Here is a 14,067-nt window from a genome sequence, read left to right as displayed (position 1 = left end):
GGCACCTGCCCGGTGCCGGCACCACCTCGACCCGTGTCGGGGGCCGCGGAGCTGGGGACGCGGCTACCAGGCGGTCCAGCCGCCGTCGACGGCGACGACCTGACCCGTGACGTAGGCCGAGGCGTCCGAGGCGAGCCAGGTGACGACGCCGCGGAAGTCGTCCTCGGTCCCCATCCGCGCCAGCGGGGTGAGGCGCTCGTAGCGCTCGACGAACGCCTCGTCCTGGCCGCGCGCGATGCCGCCCGGCGCGAAGGCGTTGACCCGGACCTCCGGCGCCAGCACGGTCGAGAGGTAGCGCGTCAGCTGGGCGATGCCGCCCTTGCTCGCGGCGTAGGCCGCGGGGTTGCCCATGCGGGTGCCCTCGTAGAGGCCCATGTTGGGCCCGACGAGGCCGTAGATGCTCGAGACGTTGACGACGCTGCCGTGCCCACCCGCCCGCAGCAGCGGCGCGAGCCGGCGCGTCAGCGAGAACGGCGCCGTGAGGTTGAGGGCCAGCGCCATCGCGAAGGCGTCGTCGGTCTGCTCCTCGAACGGCACGGCATACCCCGGGACACCGGAGGTGCCGGTGAACGCCGCGTTGTTGACGAGGATGTCGCAGGCGCCGAGGTCGTGGACCATGTCCACAACCCGTGAGATGCCTGGCGGATCAAGGAGGTCGGCGCCGATCGGCATGTGGCCCGGGCCCGGAAGGGTGCTGACGGCAGCCTCGCAGGCGGCCTCGTCGAGATCGACGACGACGACGCGGGCGCCCGCGGTCGCGAGGGCGTCGGCGAGCACCCGCCCGAGGGGACCGGCGCCGCCGGTCACGACGGCGGTGCGTCCGGTGAGCGAGGTCGTGGGGGCGGTCGTCATCGCTGGTCCTCCCGGGGGGCGCTGGGGTCGGTGACGTCGAGCCAGGGCAGGGTGATGAGCCCTGCGCCGATGAGCGCCTCGATGAGCCGGAACTCGTACTCGTCGTCGATGGAGAAGGCCTGCGCCTCGGGGATCTCCAGCCCCTCGTGCGTGCCCTCGTCGAACCACGACGCCTCGAGTCGCCGCACGAAGTCGGCACGCCACAGGTAGAAGTTGCCGTTGATCCGCAGGAAGCGGCCGACGTCCTGGCGGCGGGTCACGCCGGTGCCGGACTCGAAGAAGCGGGACAGGGCGCCGTCCCGGGTGTCGTCCGGGCGAACCCCGACCCACACCGGGTTGAACGTCGGCTCGCTGACGCTGATGACCCCGTCGAGGGTGGGCGTCGTGGTGAGGCGGCGCACGGCCTCCGCGAGCTGTGAGGGCATCCGGGCGGGGCTCGTCGGGTCGAGGAGGAGCACCGCGTCGTAGGGCCGGCCCTCCTCGTGCTCGACCCACTCGAGCGCGTGGCGCACGACCGGTGCCATCGGGGTGTCGTCGGCCGCGAGCTCGGTCGGCCTCAGGAACGGCGCCTCGCCGCCGTGGGCGCGCACGACATCCGCGATCTCGGCCGAGTCGGTCGTGACGACGCACCGTGTCACCTCGGGCGTCAGGGTGGCAGCGCGGACGCTGTGGGCGATGAGCGGCAGACCCCACAGCGGACGGATGTTCTTGCGGGGCAGGCCCTTGGAGCCGCCGCGCGCGGGAATGACCGCGAGGACGCGGGGTGGGTGCTGATCGGTCACGAGCCGTCCTCGGAGTGGGTGTCGGTGATGGCGGCTGGCTCGGGCACACCTGCGGCGCGGGCCTCGTCGCAGAGCCGGATCGAGGCAATGCCCTCGGTGAGGGTGGCCGGCGCGCCACGGGCGACGCGCTCGTCCACCGCGCTCGACGGCCGAAGCGTCAGGGCAGCACGGGCCTGGGTGCCCATGACGATGTCGCGGTCCAGGTCGTGGTCGAAGAGCTGTTCGGTCACCTCACCGTCCGGGGTGGTGTGGCGCACCGCAGCTCGGCCCACGTCCCACTCGAGGATGCCGTCGGGGGAGCGCACGACGACGCCACGGCTCGAGGGGCGGGTGACGTAGTCGAGCCGCATCGTCACGTGGAACGCGCGGCCCGACGTCCACAGGAGCGTGGCCGCCTGCTCGGCGTCCATCTCGAGAGGGCCACCGACTGCCACGCCGGCGCCCAGGAGGACCGGGGCGCCGAACAGCACCGTGGCGTAGTCGATCTCGTGGACGAGGTCGCGCAGGACCCCACCCTCCCCGGGCCGGGCCGAGTAGGAGTCGCGGTAGTCGCGGTCGGGTCGCCAGTCCGGGAGCCACGACTGCGACCAGACGTGCGCGGACCCGCCCTGGTCGAGGCGGCTGACGAGCCGTCGCAGGTGGCGGAACGCCTCGTGGGCGCGCAGGGGTGCAGCGACCCAGACGTCCAGGTGCCGAGGGTGCTCGTACAGCGCTCGGGCGTCCTCCGCGGTCGGTGCCACGGGCTTCTCGACGAGCACCTTCTCGGCACCGGCGTCGAGGGCCTCGATGGCGTCAGCCACGTGACGGGCCGTGTCGGTGGCGACGACGACGAAGGCGTCGCGCAGGGTCGCCGGTCCGGACGTGTCGTCGAGGAGTGCGGCCCCGGTGGCCTCGTCGACGTCGTCGGCAGCAGCAGGGCCACGGTCGCGGACCGGCCACAACGACACGTCTGCGCCCTCCTGCCGGAAGACCCGCGCGTGCCGCTGCCCGATCGAACCGGAGCCGCGCACGACGACGCGCGACGAGGAGGCAGGCATGCTTGGCACCCCTGCAGGCTAGAGGAAGCAGCGGCGGGCCGGTCACGGCGGCGTCGTCACGCCCGACGGCGGCGAACGCACCGCCCGAGGCACCGGTACCTTCGGGTCTGTGACGAGCACGCCCGAAGGCACCACGCCCACCGCCGACCGCACCGGCGCCTCCCTCGGTGCGCACTCGGTGATCTACCTCGTCGGCACCGCGCTGCAGGGACTCGGTGTGCTCCTCGTGCTGCCCTTCGCCACCCGCGTGCTCGGAGACGTCGAGTTCGGCCGGGTGGCAACGGGTCTCGTCGTCGTGCAGATGGTCGGCACCATCGCGGCCGCCGGACTGCCGCAGGTCGTGCTCCGCGAGCACCACCGGGGTGGCGAGGGCCCACGCGTCGCGCGAGCGCTGGCGGGGACGATGGTGCTGCTCGCCCTCGGGCTCGGCGTCGTCGGTCTGGCCGTGGCGGTCGCCCTCTCTGCAGCCGGGCACGCCGACCTCGGGCAGTGGGTGCCGCTCGTCGTCGCTGCCGTCGCCCTGACGACGGTCGTCTCTGGACAGACCCTGATGCGGGCGCGCCTGCAGCCGTGGGGGTTCCTCGCGCTCGCCGTGCTCGCGACCGTAGGTGCCCAGCTGGCCGGCCTCCTCGCGTCGCGCGGCGAGCCGACGGCGGAGAGGTACCTCACGGCATACGCGGCCGTCGTCGTGGTCGCGGCCGTCCTCGCTCTCGTCCTCGGTCGTCCGTTGCCACCCACCGTCGAACGTGAGCGCGTCCGCGCGGGCATCCGCCTCGCCGCGCCGCTGCTGCCCCAGGCTGCCGCCATGCTCGGTCTGCTCTCGGGCGACGTGCTGCTCGCACGGTTCCTCGTCGGTGAGTCGGGCGCCGGCAGCTACCAGGTGGCCCTGCAGCTCGGGAACATGCCGTTCGTCCTCGCGGTCGCCCTCTTCAACGCCTGGGGACCGCTCGTGCTCTCGCACCCGATCGAGGGGCGCTGGCCCTGGACGGCCCGCACCGGCACGGCCCTCACGACGGTCGTCGCCGCGGGGGCCGCAGGCGTGGCCCTGCTGGGACCCTGGCTCGTCGCCGTCATGGCCGACCCGAGCTTCGACCGCGTCTCGATCGTCGGCGCGCTCGGGGTCATCTGCACGGTGTCCGTGTCGTACATGCTCTACCAAGGGTCGTCCCTGGCCGTGCTCGACGCCGAGCGCACCGGGCGACTGGCCTGGGCGGCCCTCGCCTCGCTCGCCGTCGTCGTCCTCGTCGCGCTGTGGCTCGCCCCGCGTCCGGGAGCGACGGGCGGCATCGTCGGCGTCGCGATCGCCAAGGCCCTCGGCTATGTCGTGCTCATGGCGTCGACCACGTGGTTCGCCCGCACCCACTCGCCGCTGCGCTGGCCGCCCAGGGTGGCCCTCGTGGCGGTCGTCGGCGTCGCCCTCGCCCTCGTCGGGGCCGTTCTGCCGCTCGAGGGGCCCGCCTCCTGGGTGCGGCTCGTGCTCGCCCTCCTCGTCGCCGCGGGTGCCGCGGCCATCGCGCCGCGAATCGTGCGTACCCTCCGCGGATAGGATGGGGCGCTCGTCCGGCTCGGCCCGATCCGGCACGCACCGACACGCAGGAGACACGCTTTCGTGGTGACACCGCTCGTCCACATGGGGTTGGGCTACGACGACCTCCTCGTGCCGGCCCTCGTGCACGCCGGCTTCGAGACCAAGGACCTCGTCCTCGTCGTGCGGACGGACGCCAACCTCGCCTGGGTGCGCAAGCACGCACCGCGGGCCACGACCGTCCGGCTGCCGTATGCCGCAGCGCGCAAGGCGAACGTCGTCAGCGGCCTCGCGCCGCACGCCGCTCTCAAGCGCGCCTGCGCCGGTGTGGGGCTCGACCCGCTCGACCTGCTCGTGTCGGAGCGGGCGCTGCGCCGCAACCGGGTCGACACGGCGATGAACTTCCTCAACCTCGCCGCCGAGGAGCTCGAGGCCGCCATCGAGGGCCGCGGGCCGGTGCTCGCCCTCGTCGAGTTCACCGTGACGTCCGAGCTGCTCACCGCCGGCCTCGTCACCCACCACGGCGGCCTCGCGACCTGGCCACGCGGCATACGCCTCCCGTCCGACCGCTTCGGCCTCATCGGCGCGCCCAAGGGGATCACCCTGTGGGAGCGGCAGGTCGAGGACCCCGAGGCGCTCGCGGCGGGCCAGACCTTCATCGATGCCTGGCGCGCCGAGCACGGCCGCCCGATGGGCTTCGCTCGCAACCTCAAGGTCGAGACCGGCCAGGAGATCTGGCGCCTCGCGAGCGACCGCATCAAGGAGTTCGCGGTCGACCGCGGCGCCAACCTGCAGCTGCCGAGGCCGAGCGACTACGCCCGGCTGCCGTGGCTCAACCCCGTCAAGGCGCGGCTCAACCTGCGTGAGTACCAGGACCGCCGCTGGGACCCGGTGCCCGAGAAGTTCGTCTTCCTGCCGCTGCAGGTGCAGCCCGAGTCGAGCGCCGACGTCATGGGCCAGGAGTGGCGCGACCAGGCCTACACCGCGCGCGTCCTCGCCGATGCGCTCGCGCCGCTCGACATCGGCGTCGCCGTCAAGGAGCACGCCCACTTCATGTGGCGCCGCGACCCCGACTACTGGCCCCAGTTCGACGCCCACCCCAACATCGCGACGATCGACCCGTTCGCCGACTCTCGCGAGCTGATGAAGCAGGCCGTCTTCACCGTCACCGCCACCGGCACGGTCGGTCTCGAGGCGGGGCTGCTCGGCCTGCCGGTCGTCACCGGCGCCGAGATGCCGTGGAGCGGCCTCGGCAACGTCGCGCAGCTCGACTCACCCGACGACCTGACGCAGTTCGTCGCCGACCGCGGCTGGGAGTCGCTCAAGGCCGACCAGGCCTCGATCGACGAGTGGTTCGTCCACGAGTACGTGCGCAACTCGTGGGAGGGCCTCGTGCTCGACCCGCCGCGCGTGCCCGCCGTGCTCGAGCCCGACAACATCCGCAAGGTCGGCGGTGCGCTCGCCGAGGCGGCCGCGTCGCTCGGCCACGTGCCGGGTGCCACGGGTGCCACGGTCGGCGCCACCCCCGGGACGGTCTGAGTGACAGGGGGAGAGACCGGCTGGGTCGTCCTCGGAGCGGGTGGCCACGCCCGCTCGGTCGTCGACGTCCTCGAGCGCGCCGGTCAGACCGTCGTCGCGGTCTCGGGTGACTCGCCCGATGGCGAGTCCTGGCACGTCGACGTCGTCGCCGACGACCGGGCGGCGTTCGAGCTCATCGCGGCTCGCGGCCTGCACGCCGTCGTCGCCATCGGGTCCAACCCGGCCCGTACCCGCCTCGTCCGCGAGCTCGTGCAGCGCGGACTCTCGGTCCCGCCCGTGGTCGCCTCGACCGCCACGGTGTCGACCCGCAGCATCCTCGGCGCCGGCACCGTCGTGCTCGAGCACGCGCACGTCGGCCCCTCGAGCCGCCTCGGCGACGCCGTCGTCGTCAACACCGCGGCCGTCGTCGAGCACGACTGCAGCGTCGGCGTGGGCGTCCACGTCGCGCCCGGGGCCGTGCTCCTCGGCGGCGCGTCCGTCGGGGACGGCACCCTCGTCGGCAGCGGCGCGCGCGTCCTGCCCCTCGTCAGCGTCGGCGCGGGCGCGACCGTCGGGGCCGGCGCCGTCGTCACCCGGCACGTCGCCGACGGCGAGACCGTCGTCGGCGCCCCCGCAACCACGCCCGCAACCCGGGCCACCCGAGACGACCGCCCCCTTGGAGGCACCCCATGAGCGACCACCTGAACGCCGTCACGCCGGTCGCCATCGGCGCACGCGAGGTGCCGACCCCCGGCGACGTCTTCGTCATCGCCGAGGCCGGCGTGAACCACAACGGCGACATCGCGCTCGCCCACCGGCTCGTCGACATCGCCGCCGCGTCCGGGGCCGACGCCGTGAAGTTCCAGACCTTCTCGCCCGAGAAGCTCGTCTCGTCCGCCGCCGCCACGACTCCCTACCAGCGTGACCGCGGCGGCAGCTCGGACCAGCGCAGCCTTCTCGAGGCCCTGACGCTTCCGAAGGAGGCGTGGGTCGAGCTGCGCGACCACGCCACCGAGGCCGGCACGACGTTCCTCTCGACGCCCTTCGACCTCGACAGCGCAGAGATGCTCGTCGACCTCGGTCTCCCGGCACTCAAGGTCAGCTCGGGCGAGCTGACCAACCTGCCCTACCTGCGCGAGATGTCGCAGCTCGGCGTCGTGCTGCTCGTCTCGACCGGCATGGGCACCGAGCACGAGGTCGAGGCTGCCGTCGAGGCCTGCGCCGACGCCCCCGGGCTCGTCCTCTTCCACTGCGTCTCGGCCTACCCGGCCCCCGTGGAGGAGTGCAACCTGCGCGTCATCCCGCGTCTGACCGAGCTGCACGGCATCCCCGTGGGGTGGTCGGACCACACGCCGGGACTGACGACGGCGCTCGGCGCGGTCGCGCTCGGCGCGCCCATCCTCGAGAAGCACTTCACGAGCGACCGCACCCTTCCGGGCCCCGACCACCTGGCCAGCCTGGAGCCCGACGCGCTGACCGACTACGTCACCGCGACGAAGCAGCTCGCGGTCGCCCTGGGCGACGGCGTCAAGGTGCGCATGCCGTCGGAGGAGGAGAACGCCGTCCTCGTGCGCCGGTCGTGGCACGCCGCGCACGCCATGCCTGCCGGGACCGAGCTCACCGGTGCAGACCTGCAGCTGCTCCGGCCCGAGGGTGGCATCAGCCCTGCGGTCGACATCCGCGGCCGCGTCCTCGCGCGGGCGGTCGAGGCCGGCGCGCCCGTGACCGACGCCGACCTGGCGGGCTGATCCGACGGATGGCCTCGCCTCTCACCGTCGCCGTCTTCGTCGGCACCCGCGCCGACCTCGGTCCGCTCTCGCCCGTCCTCGAGGCACTGCAGTCGGCGGACGACCTGACCCTCCGCGTGCTGACCGGCGTCATGTATGCCGCCGACGACCTCGTCGCCGCCCTGCCCACGAGCGCCTCCGAGGACGTCTGGCGCGCGGCCGTCGTCTCGCTGGCCGAGCCGATGTCGGAGGTGACCGTCGGGGCGCAGCTGGAGCAGGGTGCCATGCTGGCTCGTGCTGCCGGTCAGGCGTTGCGCGCCGAGGGGATCGACGTGCTCGTCGTGCTGGGGGACCGCTGGGAGCTGCTCTACGTCGTGCCCGCCGCCGTCCTGCTCGGGATCCCGGTCGTGCACCTGCACGGGGGAGAGGTGACCGAGGGGGCGCTCGACGAGCGTGTCCGGCACGCCGTGACCAAGCTCGCCGACCAGCACTGTGTCGCGTCCGAGGACGCCGCCGCGCGGGTGCGCCAGCTCGGAGAGCCGGGCGACCGCGTCCACGTCACCGGCGCCCCCGGCCTCGACCGGCTGGCCGGTGCAGCACCGATCCCCGACGCCGAGCTGGCCGACCTGATCGGCGCTGTGCCCGCCGACGTGTCCGGCGACCTGCCCGACGACCTGCCTGACGACCCGCCCGGCACCACCGTCGAGCGGCCGCTGGCGCTCTTCACCTACCACCCGCCGACGGCCCAGCCCGGCGCCCCCGTGGGGGAGTGGGCCCGTGAGGCCGCCGAGGCAGCGCTCGCCACGTGCGGCACGGTCGTCGCCACGCATCCCGGCATGGACGAGGGACGGGACGAGATCCTCGGGGCGTTGACCGAGCTCGCGGCCCGAGAGCCGCGCCTGCGCCTCGTCCCCGCCCTCGGGCGCGACTACCCGCGCGTGCTCGCTGCGGCCGACGTCGTCGTCGGCAACTCGAGCTCGGGTGTCATCGAGGCCGCGACCGTCCACGTCCCGGCCGTCGACATCGGCGAGCGCCAGCGTGGTCGGCTCCGCGGCGACAACGTCGTGCACGCCGCGGAGGGACGGGCTGCGGTCGAGGCCGCCTTGCGGACGGCGCTCAGCCCGCGCTGGCGTGAGCACTCGGCGCGCGTCACCAACCCCTACGGCTCGGGCTCGGCCAGCGCTCGCATCCTCGCTATCGTTCGGACAGCGGCGCTCGCCCCACGGGTCAAGCACTTCGTCGACCTGGCGTCGGCGCCGCAGGCGGGGCCTGACCGGTCCCGGTCGACGAACGAGGAGGAAGAGGAGTGACGGCGCGAGACCTGCGTGCGGCGTGCGCGCCGACGACGGCGACGATCCGCGATGCGCTGGAGGTCGTCGACCGCAGTGGCAACCTCGTGTGCCTGCTCGTCGACGCCGACAACCGGCTTGCGGGCCTGCTCACCGACGGCGACCTGCGTCGGGCGTTCCTCAAGGGCACGAGTCTCGACGACCTGGCCCTGGACCACGCGACCCGCAGCCCCCACTTCGTCGCGGCGGGCTCGCCGCGCGCGCTCGTGCTCGACCTCATGCAGGCGCTGCGGATCTCCGCGGTGCCCGAGCTGGCGGAGGACCGCTCGCTCGTGGGGCTGCACACGCTCTCCGACGTCGTGGGCTCGGCGCCGCTGCCCAACGTCGCGGTGGTCATGGCGGGAGGACGCGGCACGCGTCTGGGGGAGCTGACGAAGGACACGCCGAAGCCGTTGATGACGGTGGCTGGTCGCTCGATCCTCGAGTGGATCGTGCTGGGTCTGGTCGGTGACGGCCTCCGTGAGATCTATGTCAGCGTCAACTACCTCGCGGAGCAGATCGAGGAGCACCTCGGTGACGGCTCGCGTCTCGGCTGCCGGGTGCGCTACCTGCGTGAGGACCCCGACCGTCCCCTGGGCACGGCGGGGTCGCTGACCCTGCTGCGCGAGCAGCGCCCGGACCTCGAGGAGCCGGTGCTCGTCATGAACGGTGACCTCATGGTCGAGTTCGACGCGAGTGACCTGCTCGAGGCGCACCGGCGCACGGGGGCGGTGGTGACCGTCGCGACGCGCACCTACCAGCACGAGGTGCCCTTCGGCGTCGTCGAGAGCACCGACGGGCGGGTCACGGCCGTGTCGGAGAAGCCGACGCTGAGCTTCGACATCAACGCGGCGGTGTATGCCGTGGAGCCGCGTGCGCTCGCCTGGCTCCCGGTGGGACGGGCCAGCACGATGCCGGGACTCGTGGAGACCTGCCTCGAGCGCGAGGAGCCGGTGACGGCGTGGCCGATCCAGAGCGAGTGGATCGACGTCGGCACCCCGAAGGACCTCGCCCGCGCCAAGGGCGAGGCCTGACACCCAGGCACGGCGGGCACTGCCGGCGCTCCCGCGTGCCTCACAGATATGACGAACCACGACGAGAAGGCAAATGTGACAACGGAATTCACGCCCAGGCCGATGGCTGGGTCGATCGCAGGCAAGACGGTCCTCGTGACGGGGTCCGACGGCTTCATCGGCTCCCACGTCGTCGAGCGGCTGCTCGCCGACGGCGCTCACGTGCGGGCGTTCTGCCTCTACAACTCCAACGGCTCCACGGGGTGGCTCGACGAGTCCGAGGCGTTCCGGGCCGCGGTCCGCGACGGGCAGGCCGAGGTGGTCCTCGGTGACATCCGCGACCCCGAGCACGTCATGGCCTCGACCGAGGGCGTCGACGTCGTGCTGCACCTCGCGGCCCTCATCGCGATCCCGTTCTCCTACGTCGCTCCTCGCTCCTACGTCGAGACCAACGTCATCGGCACGCTCAACGTCCTCGAGGCGGTCCGCCGCCACGGCACCCCGCGCATGGTCAACACCTCTACCTCGGAGGTGTACGGCACGCCCGAGGAGGTGCCGATCACCGAGGCGCACCCGCTGCGTGGCCAGTCGCCCTACTCCGCGACGAAGATCTCGGCCGACAAGATGTGCGAGTCGTACGCCCTGTCCTTCGAGACGCCCGTGACGACCCTGCGCCCGTTCAACACCTTCGGTCCGCGCCAGTCGACGCGTGCGGTCATCCCGACCGTCCTGTCGCAGCTGCTGGCCGGCGCCACCGAGCTGAGGCTCGGCGACGTGACCCCCAAGCGTGACTTCACCTTCGTCACCGACACGGCCGACGGGTTCGTGCGGGCCGCCCTCGCCGACGTCGCGCCGGGCACGACGATCCAGCTCGGCACCGGCCGCACCGTCTCCGTCGGCGACGTCGTGCAGCTGTGCCGCAAGGTCACCGGCAGCGACGCCGAGATCGTCACGGAGAACGACCGCATCCGGCCCGAGGGCTCGGAGGTGCAGATCCTGCTGTCGGACCCGACACGGGCCAACGAGGTCCTCGGCTGGGCGCCGACCGTCTCGCTCGAGGAGGGCCTCGCCGCCACCGCCGAGTGGCTGCGTCCGCGCGTCGACCCCGAGACCGCCGGGCGGTACCACCGGTGAGCGGCGCAGGCAGCGCCCCCGCCGGCGAGGCGCACGCTCCGGGCGCCCGTGGACCCGAGGGCACCATCCCGCTCGCCGTGCCCAACATCGGTGAGCTGGAGCGTCGCTACGTCCTCGAGGCCGTCGAGTCCGGTTTCGTCTCGTCCGTCGGACCCTTCGTCTCGGAGTTCGAACGGCGCTTCGCCGAGCGGGTCGGCGCCAAGCACGCGGTCGCCTGCGCGAGCGGCACGGCGGCGATCCACATCGGCCTGCTGCTGCTCGGGGTGGGGCGTGGCGACGACGTCGTCTGCTCCGACTTCACCTTCGTCGGCTCGGTCAACCCGATCGCCTACTGCGGCGCCCGGCCCGTGCTCGTCGACGCCGAGACGACGACCTGGAACATCGACCCCGCCCTGCTCGCGGCCGAGCTCGACCGCCGCGCCGTCGCAGGAGAGGCGCAACCCCGGGCCGTCGAGATCGTCCACGTGCTCGGGCAGCCCGCCGACATGGAACCGCTCATGGACGCCTGCGAGCGACACGGCATACCCGTGCTCGAGGACGCCGCGGAGTCCCTCGGGGCCACGTGGACGGCCGGCCGCTACGCCGGACGGCACACCGGGACCGTCGGGCGCATCGGCTGCTTCTCCTTCAACGGCAACAAGATCGCGACGACCGGCGGCGGCGGCATGCTCGTCACCGACGACGACGACCTCGCAGCCCGCGCCCGACACCTCACCACCCAGGCGAAGGTGCCCGACGTCGGCTACCTCCACGACGAGGTCGGCTACAACTACCGCCTCACCAACATCGCGGCCGGCCTCGGACTCGCCCAGCTCGAGCGTCTCGACGACTTCGTCGGCGCCAAGCACCGCATCGCCGCCCGCTACGACGAGGCCTTCGCGGACCTGCCGCTCGTGCTGCCGCCCCGCGTCGAGGGCCTCGGCGCGACGTACTGGCTCTACTCGGTCCTCGTACCCGAGACCGACGGTCGCGGACGCGACGAGTTCCTCGACCACCTCAACGGACTCGGTGTCGGCGCGCGGGCGCTGTGGCGCCCGCTGCACGCCCAACCCCCGTTCCTCACTGCCCCGGTCCTCGGTGGAGCGGTCGGCGACGGCCTCTTCGCCCGCGGCCTCTCGCTCCCGTGCGCCACCGAGCTGACCGACGCCGACCAGGACCGCGTCATCGCCGCGGTGCGCAGCTTCTTCGCCTGACTCCGTCGTCCGAGGCGCGTCGCCGGACCGTCGACGCGCCTTCGTGGCGGTGTGGGGCAGGATGTCGTCGTGGAGATCGCCATCGGGCTGCTCGCGATAGCCGCCACCGTCCTCGGGGGCGCGTGGCTCGCCGACCGGTTCGACCTGCCGGCGCCCCTCGTGCTCATCGTGGTCGGCATCCTCGGGTCCTACCTCCCGTTCGTGCCCGAGGTGGCCCTGAGCCCAGAGGTCGTGCTGCTCGGCATCCTGCCGCCGCTGCTGTATGCCGCGGCCATCCAGACCTCCCTCGTCGACTTCCGCAACAACCGGGTCGTCATCCTCAGCCTGTCCGTGGGGCTCGTGCTCTTCACGGCCCTCGGGGTGGCGCTCTTCCTGCGCTGGGCCCTCGGTCTCGACTTCGCGGTCGCCTTCGCCATCGGCGCGGTCGTCGCGCCGCCGGACGCGGTCGCGGCGACGGCGGTCGGCCGCCGCATCGGTCTGCCGCGGCGCCTCGTGTCCATCCTCGAGGGGGAGTCGCTCGTCAACGACGCAACCGCCCTCGTCTCGCTGCGAACAGCCCTGGCCGCTGCGGGACTCGCTGCGGGTGTGACCTCGAACGGGGTGACCTTCGGCGGGGTCGTGCTCGACTTCGCCTGGGCCTCGGTCGGGGGCGCCGTCATCGGCTTCCTAGTCGCGCTGGTCGTGGCCGTGCTGCGCCGGCACTTCTCCACCGAGCCGGCGTTCGACACGGTCCTGTCGTTCATGGTGCCGTTCGCCGCCTACGTCCCCGCGGAGGAGCTGCACGCCTCCGGGGTCATCGCCGTCGTCACCGCCGGCCTCATCCTCGGCCACAAGTCGCCGCGCACGCAGACGGGAGCCTCGCGCATCAGCGAGCGGATCAACTGGACCTCCATCCAGTTCCTCCTCGAGAACGCCGTCTTCCTCCTCATCGGGCTGCAGGTCTTCTACGTCCTCGACAGCGTCCGCAGCTCGGACCTGTCGGCGGGCCAGATCACGCTCGCGTCGGTCGGGACGCTCGTGGCGGTCCTGGTGCTGCGCCCGCTCTGGCTCGTCCCCTTCCGCTTCCTCAGCACGCGGGTCTTCCACAACGAGGCGCACGCGCCGTGGACGCACACCGTCGTCCTGTCGTGGGCGGGCATGCGCGGTGTGGTGACCCTCGCCGCGGCCCTGCTGCTGCCCGTCAACACCCTCCATCGTGACGTGCTCGTCCTCATCGCCGTCGTCGTCACCGTCGGCACGCTGCTCATCCAGGGCACCACCCTGCCGGCGCTCGCCCGGCGCCTCGGTGTGCGTGGCCCCGACCCCCGCGAGGACGCGCTCCAGGCGGCGACCGTGCTGCAGGCCGCGACCCGGTCGGGTCTCGACGTGCTCGACGGCATGGACGGACTCGACGACGCGACGCGCGAGATCCTCCGCTCGCGCTCCGAGGACCGGCTCAACCAGATGTGGGAGCGGCTGGGGCCGCGCAGCGGCGACGCCGACGAGACGCCGAGCGCCCGCTACCGCCGGGCCCGCATGAAGATGCTGCAGGCCGAGCGCGACGAGGTGCTGCGGCTGCGAGACGAGGGCCGGGCCGACCACGTCGTGCTCCGCACGGTGCTCGGGTCCCTCGACCTCGAGGAGACCATGCTCGACCGGATCGATGACCAGGAGAGTCGCCTGGCAGAGAGTGAGATGTTGCCCGTGGACACGATCGAGGCTCCCTGCGAGCACCTCCGCGACACCGACTCCTGTGCGGCTGCCCGCACCCCCGAGGGGTGCGAGGAGTGCCTGCGCGACGGCACGACCTGGGTGCACCTGCGCCTGTGCCTCCAGTGCGGTCACGTCGGCTGCTGCGACTCCTCCGAGATGAAGCACGCCACCGCCCACTTCCACGAGACGCAGCACCCGGTCATGCGCTCGATCGAGCCGGGAGAGGCATGGCGCTGGTGCTTCGTCGACGAGGTCGTCGGGTGACC

Annotated in this window: 12 protein-coding genes; 9 read left to right on the top strand and 3 right to left on the bottom strand. The window is 73.0% G+C overall.

The annotated features are described in order from the left end of the window. Nucleotides 1-63: 63 nt before the first annotated feature. The 3 genes from ABD831_RS18995 to ABD831_RS18985 are packed head-to-tail and all read right to left on the bottom strand — an operon-like array spanning nt 64 to nt 2,671. Entirely contained in the window at nt 64-852 is a 789-nt protein-coding gene (locus tag ABD831_RS18995; protein WP_344950408.1) for an SDR family oxidoreductase, read from the bottom strand. Beyond that, entirely contained in the window at nt 849-1,634 is a 786-nt protein-coding gene (locus tag ABD831_RS18990) for an acylneuraminate cytidylyltransferase family protein (RefSeq protein ID WP_344950405.1), read from the bottom strand. Before ABD831_RS18990 ends, ABD831_RS18995 begins: the two co-directional genes overlap by 4 nt. Continuing rightward, nucleotides 1,631-2,671, bottom strand: a complete 1,041-nt coding sequence (locus ABD831_RS18985) for a Gfo/Idh/MocA family protein (protein WP_344950557.1) — start codon at nt 2,669-2,671, stop codon at nt 1,631-1,633. Before ABD831_RS18985 ends, ABD831_RS18990 begins: the two co-directional genes overlap by 4 nt. Nucleotides 2,672-2,780: 109 nt before the next feature. On the opposite strand from ABD831_RS18985, the gene ABD831_RS18980 reads away from it, so the two are divergent. The 9 genes from ABD831_RS18980 (at nt 2,781) to ABD831_RS18940 (ending at nt 14,065) form a co-directional block, all read left to right on the top strand. Beyond that, nucleotides 2,781-4,217: a lipopolysaccharide biosynthesis protein gene (locus tag ABD831_RS18980; RefSeq protein WP_344950402.1), complete on the top strand. Its 1,437-nt coding sequence runs from the start codon at nt 2,781-2,783 to the stop codon at nt 4,215-4,217. 66 nt (nt 4,218-4,283) lie between these two features. Then, nucleotides 4,284-5,735 carry a hypothetical protein gene (locus ABD831_RS18975; RefSeq protein WP_344950399.1) on the top strand — a complete coding sequence of 484 codons (1,452 nt, stop codon included), beginning with the start codon at nt 4,284-4,286 and terminating at the stop codon, nt 5,733-5,735. Next, nucleotides 5,736-6,407: a NeuD/PglB/VioB family sugar acetyltransferase gene (locus ABD831_RS18970; protein WP_344950396.1), complete on the top strand. Its 672-nt coding sequence runs from the start codon at nt 5,736-5,738 to the stop codon at nt 6,405-6,407. Continuing rightward, nucleotides 6,404-7,462, top strand: coding sequence for an N-acetylneuraminate synthase family protein (locus ABD831_RS18965; RefSeq protein WP_344950393.1), 1,059 nt, complete (start codon nt 6,404-6,406; stop codon nt 7,460-7,462). The genes ABD831_RS18970 and ABD831_RS18965 overlap by 4 nt, the downstream gene beginning before the upstream one ends. 8 nt (nt 7,463-7,470) lie before the next feature. Further along, nucleotides 7,471-8,751 carry a UDP-N-acetylglucosamine 2-epimerase gene (gene neuC / locus ABD831_RS18960; protein ID WP_344950390.1) on the top strand — a complete coding sequence of 427 codons (1,281 nt, stop codon included), beginning with the start codon at nt 7,471-7,473 and terminating at the stop codon, nt 8,749-8,751. Then, the gene (locus ABD831_RS18955) at nt 8,748-9,803 is read left to right on the top strand and encodes a nucleotidyltransferase family protein (RefSeq protein WP_344950387.1); all 1,056 of its coding nucleotides are present in this window, start codon (nt 8,748-8,750) and stop codon (nt 9,801-9,803) included. Before neuC ends, ABD831_RS18955 begins: the two co-directional genes overlap by 4 nt. Nucleotides 9,804-9,905: 102 nt before the next feature. Further along, nucleotides 9,906-10,916 (top strand): SDR family NAD(P)-dependent oxidoreductase, encoded by a 1,011-nt coding sequence (locus tag ABD831_RS18950; protein WP_344950384.1) that lies wholly within the window; start codon nt 9,906-9,908, stop codon nt 10,914-10,916. After that, nucleotides 10,913-12,109, top strand: a complete 1,197-nt coding sequence (locus ABD831_RS18945; RefSeq protein WP_344950381.1) for a DegT/DnrJ/EryC1/StrS family aminotransferase — start codon at nt 10,913-10,915, stop codon at nt 12,107-12,109. The genes ABD831_RS18950 and ABD831_RS18945 overlap by 4 nt, the downstream gene beginning before the upstream one ends. Before the next feature lie 69 nt (nt 12,110-12,178). After that, entirely contained in the window at nt 12,179-14,065 is a 1,887-nt protein-coding gene (locus ABD831_RS18940) for a Na+/H+ antiporter (protein ID WP_344950378.1), read from the top strand. Nucleotides 14,066-14,067 lie beyond the last annotated feature (2 nt).

This window comes from Terrabacter ginsenosidimutans (assembly GCF_039539425.1).
Classification (GTDB): Bacteria; Actinomycetota; Actinomycetes; order Actinomycetales; family Dermatophilaceae; genus Terrabacter; species Terrabacter ginsenosidimutans.
The sequence above is the reverse complement of the archived record's forward strand: the minus strand, read 5'-3'. Positions and strand labels throughout refer to the sequence as shown.

Excerpts from the sequence above, each read along its gene's own strand:
- ABD831_RS18995 (WP_344950408.1), bottom strand. The coding sequence starts at position 852 with ATGACGACCGCCCCCACGACCTCGCTCACCGGACGCACCGCCGTCGTG.
- ABD831_RS18985 (WP_344950557.1), bottom strand. The coding sequence starts at position 2,671 with ATGCCTGCCTCCTCGTCGCGCGTCGTCGTGCGCGGCTCCGGTTCGATC.
- ABD831_RS18965 (WP_344950393.1), top strand. The coding sequence starts at position 6,404 with ATGAGCGACCACCTGAACGCCGTCACGCCGGTCGCCATCGGCGCACGC.
- neuC (WP_344950390.1), top strand. The coding sequence starts at position 7,471 with ATGGCCTCGCCTCTCACCGTCGCCGTCTTCGTCGGCACCCGCGCCGAC.
- ABD831_RS18950 (WP_344950384.1), top strand. The coding sequence starts at position 9,906 with ATGGCTGGGTCGATCGCAGGCAAGACGGTCCTCGTGACGGGGTCCGAC.